Raw genomic sequence first — 15,565 nt, 5'->3', positions numbered from 1 at the left:
TGTGTTGACTGTGTTGACTGTGTTGACTGTGTTGACTGTGTTGACTGTGTTGACTGTGTTGACTGTGTTGACTGTGTTGACTGTGTTGACTGTGTTCTGGTCATGCGCCGAATGCTTGTCGAATTTTGAGCGATAGCGGTTTATGCATAAGTCCTTCAGGGGAGAACATCTAGCGCTTTGCTTACTTTTGATTCGAATTGCCATCCTCCGTGTAAGAGATCTCTCACAAGTATGTAAGTAATTTGTAAGTCAAAAGGGTGGTTACGTCTTGTGGCTGGTTATTGTTTTTACTTATATCAGTAAGTTAGTCTATTTTTTGTCAGTTTAACTCACCATCTTCGTTAACATTTTAAATAATCCACAATGAGTACTTTCGTTGGTTGGCGTAGAATTCATCTTGTAGAAGGAATTGCGGGCAACAGGATGTTGGCGATCAGGATGATCGAACAGTGACTAAGGAATGTGGCTTAAGGAATGATAGGGATATAGGCCTTTCAGGATGAAAGAGAGCCAATACCAAGGAAGGGAGTCTATCAAGGATTGATAGACTCATTGCATAGGATGGCAATGGCACAGGGAGTGCAATTGAATGGATGCAATACCTGTTTCATGGATGATGATGGAACCGCTCAGGAAAGAGCAAGCTTGGGACTGGATGACCAAGAGATAGGGAAGTACATGAGTACAAGGACCTCAAGGATTGAGCAGGGATGAAGCAGGACGCAGATTGACGCATGGATGGTGCAGGGAGCACAAAAATAGCGGGATAGCTTAACAGAGAATAGGAGGGCGTGGCTTTAGGGCCGCGCCCTTTCTTTTTTAACTTTTACAGTGATCTATTTTTTAGCCGTATTTACGATAAAAAAGAATGATGTCTTGCTCTCTATGTTGGCTCACATTTTATTTGAGCCAACATTGTCGATAAAAGCTTAATGGCATTTGCCTGAGTTACAACCACTTTGCGTACCACAACCGCCAAATTTCCCCTGCGCTGTCGGCGCCTCTTGCCATTCGGGCTCAGGGAAAATAGGCCATTCAATCTTTTGAATTTTCTTGCCTTGCATCCAAATATGGCCACGGTATTGGTTAATGCCGTCGGTGCTGAATTCAAATAAATATTTCGCCTTCCAGCAGATCCCCGTCGTGCCGCCAATGCTAGGGCGGGCAGTTTCCATGGCAATGGCTAACAGTTGAACTTTTTGTCGCCAACATTCTTTTTCGGCAAAAATACGGCTCAACTCTGCCATTTGGCGTAGTTGCCAAAAGAATGCGGCAATCACGACGAGGCCAATAATTAACAGTAAATCTGACATCATTTGCTAGCTGCCTTAAACAAACCACCTATGGCTTGTGATAGTTGAACACTTCGATTGGGATTTCTTAATTCGCCTAGTAGTTGATTGCGCAAACTAGGAATAGCCACAATATCAGCAAAGACCTGATTAAAAAAGGCTTGGGGCTGCAGTGCCAGAGCTTCTAAGTAAAGACTGCGACTTGAATCTTGTTTTAATACCGACCAGTTACGTCCGGCAATGCTGATGAGGGCATTGGTATCTAAAGAGGATTGGCCGTGTAGATGCGCAAACGCTTTTTGGCTGTGTTTAGCGCTAGAAGCCAAAGCCCGTAGGAAATAGGCTTGGTGTTCTGGGGTTGCATCTTGAAGTTTCGCGAGAATCTTATCGGCGAGTGTGTCGCTAATCAGCAAGTGTTCAAGGCATTGGCATAGGGCGATTTGCACTTCGATGGCGGCTGTATCAAAACTCAATACCAAGTGCTGCTCATGATCAAATTCTTTTGTGCGTACACACACATCGGCTATTCCTTGCATTCCAATATGTTGCCATTGTGATGGGGCAATTTGGCCTGACAGATATTGCACGGCAAACTCGTATTGTGATGAAGCGCGCTGGCCAAGTTGTTTACGAACGAGTGCGTTAAATACGGCCAGTTTTTCCTGGCTTGGCTTGAAATTAAACGGATTATTCGCGAGTCGTTCTTGCTGCTCATCACTGAGTGGCTGAGTGGGATCTTGCCCTAATGCCGCTAATATCATTTCGATAAATTGTGAGCGCGGTGCAGGCGACAGTAATCCTTGCTCATCTAACGCCAGTTTTAGAAACCAAATAAAGTGTTGTTGGCTCGCATCCCAAAAGACAATAGCAAATTGTGCATGCCCTTGAATGGGATAAGGATAAGGGGCTGACAGAGATTCGATTTGGTGAAATGCGAGCATATCAATATGTTGCACCCTACGGCCAAGATCATACACTTGGAACTGGGTTTTGGCTGTGGTTAAAAACTGGCTTAAAGTTGTAATTTCAGTCATTTGGCTGCCATATCAATCAAAGAGGCTCAATAAATTGGCGCCATTATAGGGGGAAGTGCGTCTGGATGGTATGATTGCGGCACTTTAATCGACCTATTCGGCCAGTGAATTGTGGGGAGTTCTTGAATCACAAAGGGCTAATATGAGAATGGATCTGAAAGCTATGTTATACAGTCAAACCCAAGCTAAATTGGCTCAGATTACCCACGCGCTGCAAGCGGCCGAGTTGTGGTCTGAGCAAGCACCTTCTGCCGCTGCAATGGCAAGCACAGCACCTTTTGCCTGTGATCTTATGCCCCTTGAGCAGTGGCTGCAGTTTATTTTGCTGCCTAGAATGCAGACTTTAATCGAAACGAGGGCGCCATTGCCGACGCAAATTGCGATCGCCCCTATGGCTGAACATGTTTGGCTGGATATGCCCCCGCGCCAAACTTTAATTAGCCTATTGAATGAATTGGATATGTTGTTAAATGAATCAAGATGATATCTGGCTTGAAACGCCTGAAAATGCAGTGAATGTATCCCAAGAGGATGATTCAGAAGAGCAGGCGCCTGAGATTGAAATTCTTTATGAAGATGAGCATTTAGTGGCAATTCATAAACCCGCAGGCTTATTGGTCCACCGCAGTTATTTAGCGCGTCGGGAGCGATTTTTTGCCATGCAGCTGACCCGTGACTTAGTGGGCTGTCATGTGTTTCCTGTACATCGTCTCGACAGGCCGACATCCGGCGTGCTCTTGTTTGCCAAGAGTAGTGAAGTGGCCAATGCTCTGTGTGAGCAATTTGCTTCCCATACGATTGAAAAACAATATTTGGCTTTAGTGCGCGGTAATATGCATGAGAGCGGTATTTTAGATTATGCGCTTAAGGTTGAGTTGGATGAATTAGGCGATAAGAATGCCGATCCCAATAAAGCAGCGCAGGAGGCTGTGACGGCGTATGAGCCACTACTCAATACTGAAATCCCGTATCAGTCAGGCCGATATCCCACTAGCCGGTTCGCACTGGTACGCTTGAGTCCTAAAACGGGGCGTAAGCATCAGCTTAGAAGGCATATGGCACATTTACGTCACCCCATCGTCGGTGATACCACCCATGGCGACGGTAAGCAAAATGCATTTTTTCGTGAGCATTTCAGTATTAATCGCCTGTGGCTTATCGCAAAAAAACTCACCTTTACACATCCAATAACTCAAACTCGGCTCAGCATAGAAACCGAGCTCGAGTCCGAGTGGGAAACCGTGTTTGCCGAGCTAGGTTGGGACGAGGCGACCTTGAGTCAGCAAGCTGAGTTATTCATCGTCCAAGAGGCGTGAACAGCAAGCGGCCAATGCTTGATATGGTGATATCAACTTAGCCGCGTGAATAAAATTAAGTGCATTCACTTTGCTTTGTTATTGAAACTAAAGTCATCGAATTTAAAACGAGGTTGATTGCTTAATCGAGGAGTTGTGGCGTTTGTGCTGTTTGCGGCCGCAGCTCTTGCATCATAACGGCTAAGGTTGAGAATCCAGACGTGAGTGCAAGTGGCGATATGAGATTTTGCTGGGCGGAGTGGAAGTAGTTTTTACGCCGAATATGGGCTGTTTTGTGGTGCTGCTTGAGGTGTTTTTGGCGGGTGGACTGTCGCATTAGATATTTTCTCACGCTCAATGGCTTGATTTATAAAAAATTTGCGCCTTAGCTTGCTCATACGCTGAACAATAAAGTAAGGTCAGCCTAATAAGGTTTGCAACGCGATGTGGAGTGTATCATGAAAAAGGTGAATCTGGTGTTTGGCACTGTATATGGTAGTGCACAATTTGCCGCTGAAACCCTAGAGAAAGAAATGCAAGTTTTAGGTTATGATGTCACATTGTGGCAACCTAATGAGGTAGCAAGCTTTATTCCTCCTCAGGATGAATTGTTAGTGGTGGTGACTTCGACGACCGGGCAAGGGGATTTACCCGATGATATTCAGTCTTGGTACCATAATCTTAAACATTTAGCACCCTACTTACCTGAGCTTAGATACAGTGTGATAGCTCTAGGTGATTCAAGTTATGAGACTTTCTGCGGTGCAGGTAAGTCTGTAGATGCACTCTTGAGTGAACTTGGCGCTAAGCCGCTGGTGGAATTACTCGAAATTGATGCCTGTGAAACCATGGAACCTGAGGTTGAAGCGATAAAATGGCTAGAACGCTGGAATCAAGTCGTCAAAACCGAGCTCGTCGCTTAGGTAGTTTCGTCAATCTACAGTGGTTTAAATTTGCCCAGCGCTTAAGCCAAGCGCTGCTTATTCCTATTGCCATTTTACCCGCCGCTGGGGTTATGCTCGGCTTAACCGTTAGTCCGATTCCTTTTATGCCCGAAGAGCTGACAGTGCTGATGCTGGCGGTAGGCAAACTCATTTTCGCCATTATGCCGATGTTATTTGCCGTGGCTGTCGCTATTGGTTTTTGTCGCGATCAAGGCATTGCCGCCTTTTCGGCGGTGTTTGGTTATGGGGTGATGACAGCGACGTTAGCCGCACTGGCCGATTTGTATCGACTTCCAACCCAACATTTATTAGGAATGGATACCTTAGATACTGGAATTGCAGGTGGCATGATGCTCGGTGGTATTACTTGCCTCGCAGTCCGTTGGAGTCAATATATTCGCTTGCCTGCGATTTTCTCTTTCTTCGAGGGACGTCGCAGTGCATCTTTACTTATTATTCCCCTAGCGATGAGCCTAGGTTATGTACTCGCCCATGTGTGGCCACCCTTAGCTTTATTGATTGAGCTCGTATCCGACTGGGCGGTTTATCAAAAACCCGCCATCGCCTTTGGCGTTTATGGCGCATTAGAGCGGTTACTTATTCCCCTTGGCTTACATCATATTTGGAATGCGCCTTTTTACTTAGAGGTGGGCCAATATCAGTTATTGGGGCATGAAGTCGTTCGTGGTGAGGTGGCGCGCTATTTAGCGGGCGATCCGCAGGCAGGAAACCTTGCCGGTGGTTATCTGATTAAAATGTGGGGATTACCGGCGGCTGCACTGGCAATGTGGCGCTGCGCAGATCCCTCAGAGCGGAATCGCGTGGCGGGTATTATGCTCTCGGCGGGGGCGGCAAGTTGGTTAACTGGGGTGACTGAACCTATCGAATTTGCTTTTATGTTTGTGGCGCCGATTCTATTTATTATTCACGCCTTACTCACTGGGCTCGCTTATTTTGTCTGTATTATGCTGGATATTCACCACAGCATAGTATTCTCCCAAGGGCTGGTGGACTTTACGCTGCTATTTCCATTGTCCCGTAATGCCAGCTGGTTTATTTTCCTTGGGCCTTTAACCGCCATAATATATTACCTGTTGTTTAGGCTGAGTATTTTAGCCTTTAATTTGAAAACTCCCGGTAGGCTTGAGCATAACGACAGCAAAGGACCCAAAGAAAGTTTACGGGCGATTATTGCGGCGCTCGGCGGGCGTGAAAATATCGTTGAACTTAATGCTTGTTTGACACGGTTACGCTTGAGCGTACACAAGCCTGAGTTAGTCAATAAGGTGCGTTTGAGTCAGTTGGGTGCTAAGGGCGTGATCGTTATGGGCAAAGGTGTGCAGGTGGTTTACGGCACTAAGGCCGAAACTTTGCGTAAAGTATTGCAGCGTTACTTAGATACTCGCCGCTAGGATTGTGTTTTTACAAAATTAACTGCTTAATTTTTACATTTTATTGATTCAAGCCTCTGAAATATCATTTTTATTTTCGCATTATAGGGTTTTCATACTGTTCAGCATGATTTGCTATGGCAAACTCGATGTAGGGACAATATAGGAGAGCCAACTTTGCAACAAATGACTGAAACTCGCGGTAATACTTCGCCATCCATAGAGCGTAAAATCTTACTGACGGATTGCGCTGATGCCCAAGGCCTCATCGCTAAAATCACCAGTGTTTGTTTTACTCATAAACTGAATATCATCAAAAACAGTGAGTTTGTGGATAATGCCCAAGGGCGTTTCTTTATGCGAACTGAGTTAGAGGGCATTTTTAACAGCGAACAGTTATTGCAGGATCTGCGTGACGTACTGCCTACGCAAAATCATATGACGTTAGTTAGCGCGGGTAAAAAACGTATTGTGGTGTTAGTTACAAAGGAAGCGCACTGTTTAGGCGATTTGTTAATGAAAGCTTATTATGGTGGTTTAAGTGTCGAGATTGCCGCTGTGGTGGGTAACCATGATGCACTACGTGAATTGGCAGAGAAGTTTAACATCCCCTTTCATCTGGTGAGCCACGAAGGCTTAGACCGAATTCAACACGAGCAAGCACTGTTGGCCGCAGTATCACAATACGAGCCAGATTATCTGGTGTTGGCTAAGTATATGCGGGTGCTAACTCCAGATTTTGTGGCGCAATATCCTAATCGCATCATCAACATCCATCATTCTTTTTTACCTGCTTTTATCGGCGCAGCACCCTATCGCCAAGCCTGGGAGCGCGGGGTGAAAATTATCGGTGCGACGGCGCATTTTGTGAATAATTGCCTCGATGAAGGGCCGATCATCAAGCAAGACGTAATTCCCGTCGACCACAGTTATAGTGCCTTAGAAATGGCACGTGCTGGGCGCGATGTTGAAAAGAGTGTATTGAGTAAAGCGCTGCAATTAGTGCTCAACGAACAAGTGGTCGTGTACGGCAATAAAACGATCGTTTTCTAAGATGTAGGTGAGTCGTGGCAATGGCATGACATTCAGCGGCGTTTATTTTAACCCGCGTCTGTCATGAAATCAGCTATCATTATGTTTATTGGAGATTTTATAGTGCTCACATTGGGGTGAACATAGCGGTATAGTGTATTACCCATGCTCGAATTACAGGTCGGAGTGCTGGATGTCAACTCGTCAAAGCCTTATCGTTGGAATGAAAGACTTGCCCGATAGTTTGAATTTATCTTGGGCACAGCTAGATGAGCAGTTTTGTGTGCTACGGATGAGCCAAGCCTTTTATAGCCGTTGCAAACGCTCTGCGGCGCAAATCATTAATCAACCCATTAGCCAATTGTTTAGTGCTTTTAATGCTGAACTATGCGCCGATATTGTGAGGCGACGCGGCCAAGAAATAGGTTTTCAATTACAAGATCATCGCGGCATACGTGTGCATCTCGCGCTGCATTCTTTGCCTGAAATGGGATGGTATTTGATTCTATCCGACATCAATTTTGAAGATCCGCAGATGAAGGAGTTGCACTCGGATTATCGTCGAGCGATTCAAGCCAGCGATGCTTGGCTGCAACACATTGAAGATGTGATTAAATCCTCCCAAGAAGAAGTATTTAAAGTCGCAGTTTCTAAGGCGATGTCACTCACTGGCAGTCGATATGGCTTTATTCTGTTGCATAACGAAAAGTTAAAAACACTCACACTCGCCGCGCGTTCTGAGTATCCCCACGCAGAGGCTAATCAAGCCGATTTTGTTGAAGATAATACCCAAGTGTCAGAACTTGAAAGCCGCGTATGGCTCGAATGTGTGCGAGATTATAAGCCGATCATCCAAAATCAAACCGACTCCCAAAGGCGCTTAGGGGATTTGCCCTTAGATAAACTGCTACTTGGAGGGCGTTACTTGGCGGTGCCGATTTTATTTCGCAGTCGCTTAGTGGGCATGCTGTGCGTGGTCGACCGTAACGAGCCTTATAGTCGTAATGATGCGAGATCATTACTGACTTTTGCCAGCATTTTATGGCACAGCATTGAACTACCACGCACATTGCGCGCGGTATCCCGCCAGTCCAAAATCATTAAAGCGCAAAAAGAGCAATTATCTCAATCGTTAACACAGCTTATTAGTGCTATTTCTGAGGCATTAGAACTGAAAGATGCCTATACCGCAGGGCATCAAAAGTCGGTGGCGCAATTAAGTTATTTGATTGGTGAGAAATTAGGTTTAGACCCGCTGCGTTTAGAAGGGCTGAAGATTGGTGCCTTAGTCCATGATATCGGCAAGTTAGCGATTCCATCGCAGATCTTGACAAAACCGTCAAAACTTTCAAAAGAAGAATACGCATTAATTCAGACTCACCCATTACATGGTGCTGAAATTATTGAGGATGTGGAGTTTCCTTGGCCCATTAAAGAGATGATTTTACAGCATCATGAGCGGCTCGATGGCTCAGGTTATCCCGCGGGCTTAAAGGATAAGGCGATTTTATATGAGGCGAAAATTATTGCTGTCGCCGATGTTGCCGATTCGATATTGTCCCACAGGCCTTATCGCCCATCGTTAGGGCTGGAGAAAATGACTGAAGTGCTGCGTGCGGGTAAAGGGACACTTTTTGACCCTGAGATAGTCGAAACTTGTTTAGCGATTTTGATTAATCGAGAGTTGAGTATTAGCGATCATATCGGTGCTGCGCCGCTTGAACCTTTAGTCACTATTTCACTCGACCATGAGTTAGTTGATATTAAGCGTTTACTTACGACTGCCCATGCTAAGGTGGCCGTGGTATTGGATGAGCAACATAAGATACTTGGGGTGATCACGAGTCGCTTACTGGAACATTGGTTTAGCCCATTACTTGGCACTGCAGCTGAGCGTGAACTGGATAGGGCATCACTGCATAAAAAAGCCCATCAGATCATGGAGCATTCAGTGCCTATTATCAGTGAGGTGGCCACATCGGAAGATGCATTACTGCAGTTGAATTTACTAGACTCAGAATATCTTGTGGTGGTGAACAAAGCGCAGCAGCCATTGGGGATTATCGGCTGGCGGGCCATTGCCATGACGAGAAATGCATTCCGTGAGGTAGAGCGTTTGATTTAATTGCTTTATTAGACAGTTATTATAAAGCTGGGCAGTGATCGCTTAATCGTAGGTTAAATAGTTCTGATAATAAAAAAGATGCCCTTAGGCATCTTTTTTATGGAACTCATGTTATCGAACGAATGCTGTGACTGTTAATCAACAATACGCAGTAATTCGTTGATACCCACTTTACTACGGGTTTTTGCATCGACTTTCTTAACGATAATAGCGGCATAGAGGCTGTACTTGCCACAGGCTGATGGCAGGTTGCCAGAAACGACAACAGAGCCTGCTGGTACACGACCGTAATGCACTTCGCCGGTTTCGCGATCATAAATTCGAGTGCTTTGGCCGATATACACGCCCATGGAAATCACTGAGCCTTCTTCAACCACAACGCCTTCAACAATCTCAGAACGCGCACCGATAAAGCAGTTATCTTCGATGATGGTTGGGCCCGCTTGCAATGGCTCAAGTACGCCACCAATACCTACGCCGCCAGATAAATGCACATTTTTACCGATTTGTGCACATGAGCCAACGGTCGCCCAAGTATCAACCATAGTGCCTTCATCAACATAAGCACCTAAGTTCACATAAGATGGCATCAACACGGTATTTTTACCTATGAATGAGCCTTTACGCACTGTAGCCGAAGGCACCACGCGAATGGCTTCCGCTTTAAAGCGAGCTTCATCATATTCGGCAAATTTTAACGGCACTTTATCGAAGTATTTGGTTTCGGCGCCATCGATAACCACGTTATCGAAAATACGGAAGGACAGTAATACCGCCTTTTTCAGCCACTGGTGTACGTGCCATTGTCCGTCGATTTTCTCGGCGACACGGACTTCACCTTTATCGAGCATATTGATGACATTTTGCACATCGCTGCGCACACCTGCGTCAACTGTGCTTGGTGTGATGTCGGCGCGTGCTTCAAAAGCCGCCTCAATACGTTGGCGTAAAGCCTCCATTTACTTCTCCCACTGGTCTCGTTAATTAACTGATTCGATATTCTTTGCACTCAGGGCACTGATTAAAGCGTCCCTGAGGGTATTCTCTTGGTTTTCGTTAAGTTGCAAGCCGTCATTGGTCTGCAGCATAAAAAAGTCTTCGGCTCGCTCACCAATGGTGGTGATTTTGGCCGCGAGTAATGTTGTGTTGCAACGGTAAAAGATATCCCCAACTTTTGCCAGTAATCCTGGCGAATCTAAGGCGATAAGCTCCATCATACTTGTACCATGACGACTGCTTTCGAGGAAACTCACTTGTGTCGGCACATTAAAAGGTTTCATCTTGCGCGATAGTTTTCTAAAGCGCGGCAGTTTTGGACTGTCGCTCGACAGGGCTTTCTCAAGCGCTTTACGGATACTTTGAATGCGTGAAAGCTGGCTAACGGGCTCACCATCCTGCTCTAAGATCACAAAGGTATCGAGAGCATAATTATCTTTTGACGTCATGATGTTGGCATCATGGACGTTGATATTTTTATTGTCGAGTACCGCCATCACAGTTGCGAACAATTTAGGTCTGTCTTGGCAATAGACAAATAGCTCAGTACCACCACGGGTGGTGTGTTTGGACACTAAGACTAAGGGCTCATCCTGTTGTTTGTGCTTTAAAATCGCTTCGGCGTGCCACGCGACTTGATTTGGCTGGTGGCGTAAAAAGTAATCTGCCTTAAAACGTTGCCACAGGGCATCGAGATCTTTCTCTTTCAATCCGCGGCGCAGCAGTTCTTTTTTTGCCTTGGCTTGGTATTCACGCACTCTGGCACGAATATCGACGGGTTTTTCTTTACCGCGGGCGAGCACTCTTTGGGTCGAAAAGTACAAGTCGCGTAGCAGTGAGCCTTTCCAGTTGTTCCAGGTTTTTTCGTTGGTGGCGCAGATATCGGCGACGGTTAAGCAGTACAGATAGCTTAAATGCACGGCATCGCGGACTTTATTGGCAAAGTCGGCCACCACATCGGGATCGGAAATATCACGGCGCTGGGCGGTGACAGACATCACCAAGTGATTCTCAACCAGCCAAGCGACTAGACGGCCATCGTGATCATTTAATCCATGCAGCTTACAAAAGGCGAGGGCATCGCTGCTGCCAAGTTTACTGTGATCGCCACCGCGGCCTTTGGCGATATCATGGAAGATAGCGCCTAATACGAGTAAACCTTTTTTAGGCAGTTGGTTGATGAGAATCGAGCCTAAGGGAAATTCTTCTTTTTGTTCGGCTTGGGAAAAACGCTCGATATTGAGCAGTAATCTGTGGGTGTGTTCATCGACCGTATAGGCGTGGAACAGGTCGAACTGCATTTGGCCTTCAATATTTCGCCATGCGGGTAAATAGGCCGATAACACGCCGTGTTTATGCATTAAAGACAAAGCAACAATGCCGCGAGGGTGGCGCAGAATTTCCATAAAGGCTTGGCGACAAAGCGGGTTTTCTTGCAAGGCTTGAGATTGTGCGCGTCTTGCTCGGCGCAGCGAACGCAGCGTTGGTGCGTAAATGCCTTTGATGTTGGAGTTTTTAGCGACTAACAAAAACAGCCGGACAATTTCTTCGCCGCTATCGAAAAGATCATCGCTTAGCGCTTCAATAAAAGTGCCACGGCGCTGGTAGTGTTTATCTATCGATTGAATTTCTAAAGCTTTTGTATGGCCTAATGTTGCCCGTTTAAACAGCTGCAGCAACATTTCGTTTAGCTCCATCACTCGGCGTACCGTGCGATAGTAACGTTTCATCATTTGCTCAACAGCAAGCTGGGTGGCGTCTTCATACCCCATTAGCTCGGCAACTTGGCGCTGTACATCAAAGAGTAAGCGATTTTCATCGCGACCGACCACCATGTGCAGGGCAAAGCGTATCTTCCACAAAAAGTGCTGACATTCGAGCAGCTCTTCTAGCTCACCAGGCTCTAAAAAGTCGTATTGGACTAATTCTTCGAGGCGAGCGGCGCCAAAGTGACGCATGGCTACCCAAGCAATGGTTTGAATATCCCTAAGACCACCGGGACAACTCTTGATATTGGGTTCTAAATCGAAGGCACTGGCTCTGGCATGGCGGGCATTTTGCTCATCCCGTTTTGCGATAAAAAAATCGCTTGAAGTCCAAAAGTCACTCTGACGAATCGCATCATAAAGTTGATCGAATAAAAATTCGGGCCCTTCGAGCAATCGTGCCTCTAACAGATTAGTGGCTATGGTGATGTCTTCACGGCCGAGAATAATCGTGTCGTTTAACGTACGGACACTGTGGCCGATTTCCAGATTGGCATCCCACAGAAAGGCAATAAACTGACTGAGTGCCGCTTCGGCGGCGGGTGACAAGATATCATTAAACAGGAACAGTAAATCGACATCTGAGTGGGGATGCAGCTCCCCACGGCCATAGCCGCCCACGGCAATCAGGGCAATATCATATTCCCTTAGACCGTGCTGTTCCCAAGCTTGCTTGACAAGGGCATCGACAAATTGACAGCGCTGCGTGACGAGCTCTTCAATCGGGGTTTTAGCCTTAAAACTGGCCAAAAGAATCTGATTCTGTTCGATTAATGATTGTTTAGCGAGCAGAGCTATATTCATCGAGTCCCTTGTTTTTATGCTTGTTAGTGTGGCCTATCGCTCGTGATTGATGATACGTGGGAAATCCTCATCCTCACGCAGGGTAAGTACTTCAACCCCTTTTTCAGTCACCAGTAAGGTGTGTTCCCACTGGGCTGAATTTTTACCATCGGAGGTCGTTACCGTCCACTTATCATCGCGATCGAGTATGGTCGTGTGACGACCGGCATTGATCATAGGTTCAATGGTGAAACACATGCCTGGGCGTAATACTGTGTTATCGCCGTTACGGTAATGCATAACCTGAGGTTCTTCATGGAAACCCGAGCCAATACCGTGGCCACAATAATCTTGCACGATGGAATATTTCTCAAGGCCTGTTTTGCTGGCTTTGATGAATTTTTCGATAGTATTGCCGATTTCACCCAGTTTTAAACCTGGACGAACCTTACGAATAGCTAAATACAGGCTTTCTTGCGCGATGCGGCACAGACGTTTGTCCTTCGCGCTCACTTCACCGATTAAAAACATCATCGAGGTATCGCCGTGATAACCGTCTTTAATCACTGTGATGTCGATATTGAGGATATCGCCTTCTTTCAATGGTGGGTTGTCGTTTGGAATGCCGTGGCAAATCACATGGTTTACAGAAGTACAAATGGATTTGGGAAAACCATGGTAGTTAAGCGGCGCCGAAATCGCACCTTGCTCTTCGGTATATTTGGCGCAGAGGTCATTGAGCTCATTGGTGGTCACGCCCGGTTTAACATGCGGCGCGATCATTTCTAATACCTGTGCGGCTAGTTTGCCCGCAGCACGCATTTTTTCAATTTCTTCAGCGGTCTTGATGACTATACTCATTGCGTTTTCTCTTGTGTCTTTAATGTCTGTTGGCCACGCAACCTAATGCAAAAATTTGTGCTTTAGGGCTATTTATGGTATAAAGCGCGCCGTTATGTTTAAGTCTTGATGAATTGTCCAAGCCAGCTTTTGCGCTGCTTTGATACTTGCAAGACTAAAGATGGCTGCCATTATACATGGCTATTTGTCTAAATACTAAATCACACACGTGTCGACACATTCTTCGGGGTGCCCTCAGTTGTTATATAAGGGGTCGAAGACATGGGATACGTGGAGGTCTAACCCCCTAAATTTTAAGGTAATAGAAATGACTACAGTTTCAATGCGCGATATGCTTCAGGCCGGTGTCCACTTCGGTCACCAAACCCGTTACTGGAACCCAAAAATGAAGCCATTCATTTTCGGTGCTCGCAACGGTGTTCACATCATCAACCTTGAGCATACTGTGCCAATGTTCAATGAAGCGCTAGCTTTCATCAGCAACGTAGCTTCAAAGAAAGGTAAAGTATTATTCGTTGGTACTAAACGTGCTGCTGGCGAAGCGATCAAAGAAGCTGCTCTGTCTTGTGACCAGTACTATGTTGATCACCGCTGGTTAGGCGGTATGCTGACTAACTGGAAAACCGTTCGTCAGTCAATCAAACGTCTGAAAGAACTGGAAAGCCAATCAGTAGACGGTACTTTCGACAAGCTGACCAAGAAAGAAGCGCTGATGCGTACTCGTGAGCTTGAAAAGCTGGAAAAATCTTTAGGTGGTATTAAAAACATGGGCGGCCTGCCAGACGTATTATTCGTCATTGGTGCTGACCATGAGCATATCGCTATTAAAGAAGCTAACAACCTGGGTATCCCTGTTGTTGCAGTTGTTGATACTAACTCTGCGCCAGATGGTGTTAACTACATCGTTCCTGGTAACGACGACGCTATGCGTGCTATCCGCCTGTACACTTCTTCTGTTGCTGCTGCTGCAAAAGCTGGCCGTGGTCAAGATTTGGCTGTTCAAGCTGAGCAAGACGGTTTCGTAGAAGCCGAATAATAATAAGGCGGGATGATTATCATCACCCTTATTAACCAAGATTTTTGATTGGTTAACAGGGGCCATTCGGCCCCTGTTTTATATCTGCAAATTAGTCGATTTTTTATAGAGGATTTAACAATGGCAATTACTGCTGCCCAAGTTAAAGAACTGCGCGACCGTACTGGCGCAGGCATGATGGATTGTAAAAACGCTCTGACAGAAGCTAACGGCGACATGGAGTTAGCAATTGACAACATGCGTAAGTCTGGCGCTGCTAAAGCGGCTAAAAAAGCGGGTAACATCGCTGCTGACGGTACAATTCTGATCAAGAATGGCGAAGGTTTCGCTGCGCTATTAGAAGTTAACTGTCAAACTGACTTCGTTGCTAAAGATTCAAACTTCTTAGCATTCGCGAACGCAGTATTAGATGCCGCTGCTGCATCTAAAGTGACTCTTGAAGATTTAAAAGCACAGTTTGAAGATGCACGCGTTGCATTGGTAACTAAAATCGGTGAAAACATCAACATTCGTCGTGTTGAGTACATCGATGGTGCAAACCTATCTTCATACCGTCATGGTGAGCGCATTGGCGTTGTTGTTGCCGGTGAAGCTGACGAAGAAACCTTAAAGCACATCGCAATGCACGTTGCTGCTTCTAAGCCTGAATACGTGAACCCAGAAGATGTTCCTGCAGAAATCGTTGCAAGAGAACAAGCTCTGCAAATCGAAATGTCAATGAACGAAGGCAAATCGGCAGAGATCGCTGAGAAGATGGTTCTTGGTCGTATGAAGAAGTTCACCGGTGAGATTTCTCTGACTGGTCAAGCTTACATCATGGAACCAAAGAAAACTGTTGGCGAAATTCTGAAAGAGAAAGGCGCTAAAGTCACTAACTTCATTCGTTTAGAAGTGGGTGAAGGTATTGAGAAGAAAGAAGAAGATTTCGCGGCTGAAGTTGCTGCTCAAATCGCTGCTTCTAAAAAGGCTTAATCGCCAACGCTAAATACCCCCAAGACCGCGGCAATAGC

General features: G+C 45.9%; 14 protein-coding genes. 8 read left to right on the top strand and 6 right to left on the bottom strand.

Annotated elements, in window-relative coordinates; genetic code table 11:
* Positions 1–929: 929 nt before the first annotated feature.
* Both L5M28_RS00375 and L5M28_RS00370 read right to left on the bottom strand, forming a co-directional pair.
* The gene (locus tag L5M28_RS00375) at positions 930–1,316 is read right to left on the bottom strand and encodes a DUF3301 domain-containing protein (RefSeq protein WP_263165811.1); all 387 of its coding nucleotides are present in this window, start codon (positions 1,314–1,316) and stop codon (positions 930–932) included.
* Positions 1,313–2,326, bottom strand: a complete 1,014-nt coding sequence (locus L5M28_RS00370) for a DUF3549 family protein (protein ID WP_263196462.1) — start codon at positions 2,324–2,326, stop codon at positions 1,313–1,315. The genes L5M28_RS00375 and L5M28_RS00370 overlap by 4 nt, the downstream gene beginning before the upstream one ends.
* Before the next feature lie 163 nt (positions 2,327–2,489).
* On the opposite strand from L5M28_RS00370, the gene L5M28_RS00365 reads away from it, so the two are divergent.
* Positions 2,490–2,810 (top strand): YqcC family protein, encoded by a 321-nt coding sequence (locus L5M28_RS00365; RefSeq protein WP_198572040.1) that lies wholly within the window; start codon positions 2,490–2,492, stop codon positions 2,808–2,810.
* Complete coding sequence (truC, locus tag L5M28_RS00360) at positions 2,797–3,642, top strand: tRNA pseudouridine(65) synthase TruC (protein ID WP_263196464.1); 846 nt, start codon at positions 2,797–2,799, stop codon at positions 3,640–3,642. Before L5M28_RS00365 ends, truC begins: the two co-directional genes overlap by 14 nt.
* A gap of 121 nt (positions 3,643–3,763) precedes the next feature.
* Here the strand turns inward: truC and L5M28_RS00355 are convergent, their stop codons facing one another.
* Positions 3,764–3,958, bottom strand: coding sequence for a hypothetical protein (locus tag L5M28_RS00355; protein ID WP_263196466.1), 195 nt, complete (start codon positions 3,956–3,958; stop codon positions 3,764–3,766).
* A gap of 121 nt (positions 3,959–4,079) precedes the next feature.
* Between L5M28_RS00355 and L5M28_RS00350 the strand changes: the two genes are divergently transcribed.
* The 4 genes from L5M28_RS00350 to L5M28_RS00335 all read left to right on the top strand — a co-directional run bounded on the left by L5M28_RS00350 (position 4,080) and on the right by L5M28_RS00335 (position 9,113).
* The gene (locus tag L5M28_RS00350; protein ID WP_113938961.1) at positions 4,080–4,544 is read left to right on the top strand and encodes a flavodoxin; all 465 of its coding nucleotides are present in this window, start codon (positions 4,080–4,082) and stop codon (positions 4,542–4,544) included.
* Positions 4,496–5,977: a PTS transporter subunit EIIC gene (locus L5M28_RS00345; protein WP_263196467.1), complete on the top strand. Its 1,482-nt coding sequence runs from the start codon at positions 4,496–4,498 to the stop codon at positions 5,975–5,977. Before L5M28_RS00350 ends, L5M28_RS00345 begins: the two co-directional genes overlap by 49 nt.
* A 165-nt stretch (positions 5,978–6,142) precedes the next feature.
* Entirely contained in the window at positions 6,143–7,009 is an 867-nt protein-coding gene (gene purU, locus L5M28_RS00340; protein ID WP_105252965.1) for a formyltetrahydrofolate deformylase, read from the top strand.
* Positions 7,010–7,181: 172 nt separating this feature from the next.
* The gene (locus L5M28_RS00335; RefSeq protein ID WP_168823188.1) at positions 7,182–9,113 is read left to right on the top strand and encodes an HD domain-containing phosphohydrolase; all 1,932 of its coding nucleotides are present in this window, start codon (positions 7,182–7,184) and stop codon (positions 9,111–9,113) included.
* A gap of 134 nt (positions 9,114–9,247) precedes the next feature.
* Here L5M28_RS00335 and dapD read toward each other — a convergent pair whose 3' ends face one another.
* From dapD to map, 3 genes are read right to left on the bottom strand one after another with little or no spacing between them, the layout of a single operon-like run.
* On the bottom strand, positions 9,248–10,072 hold the full coding sequence (dapD, locus tag L5M28_RS00330; RefSeq protein WP_028760609.1) for a 2,3,4,5-tetrahydropyridine-2,6-dicarboxylate N-succinyltransferase: 825 nt from the start codon (positions 10,070–10,072) through the stop codon (positions 9,248–9,250).
* 21 nt (positions 10,073–10,093) lie between these two features.
* Positions 10,094–12,679, bottom strand: coding sequence for a bifunctional uridylyltransferase/uridylyl-removing protein GlnD (glnD, locus tag L5M28_RS00325; protein ID WP_263202077.1), 2,586 nt, complete (start codon positions 12,677–12,679; stop codon positions 10,094–10,096).
* A 33-nt stretch (positions 12,680–12,712) separates the two neighbouring features.
* Positions 12,713–13,543, bottom strand: coding sequence for a type I methionyl aminopeptidase (gene map / locus L5M28_RS00320; RefSeq protein WP_226058787.1), 831 nt, complete (start codon positions 13,541–13,543; stop codon positions 12,713–12,715).
* Between the two features lie 283 nt (positions 13,544–13,826).
* On the opposite strand from map, the gene rpsB reads away from it, so the two are divergent.
* Positions 13,827–14,555 (top strand): 30S ribosomal protein S2, encoded by a 729-nt coding sequence (gene rpsB / locus L5M28_RS00315; RefSeq protein WP_028760607.1) that lies wholly within the window; start codon positions 13,827–13,829, stop codon positions 14,553–14,555.
* A 120-nt stretch (positions 14,556–14,675) separates the two neighbouring features.
* On the top strand, positions 14,676–15,527 hold the full coding sequence (gene tsf, locus L5M28_RS00310) for a translation elongation factor Ts (RefSeq protein ID WP_028760606.1): 852 nt from the start codon (positions 14,676–14,678) through the stop codon (positions 15,525–15,527).
* Positions 15,528–15,565 lie beyond the last annotated feature (38 nt).

The sequence above is a fragment of the Shewanella sp. SW32 genome (assembly GCF_025653365.1).
Taxonomy (GTDB): Bacteria; Pseudomonadota; Gammaproteobacteria; order Enterobacterales; family Shewanellaceae; genus Shewanella; species Shewanella oncorhynchi.
This window is presented reverse-complemented; position numbering and strand designations above follow the sequence as displayed.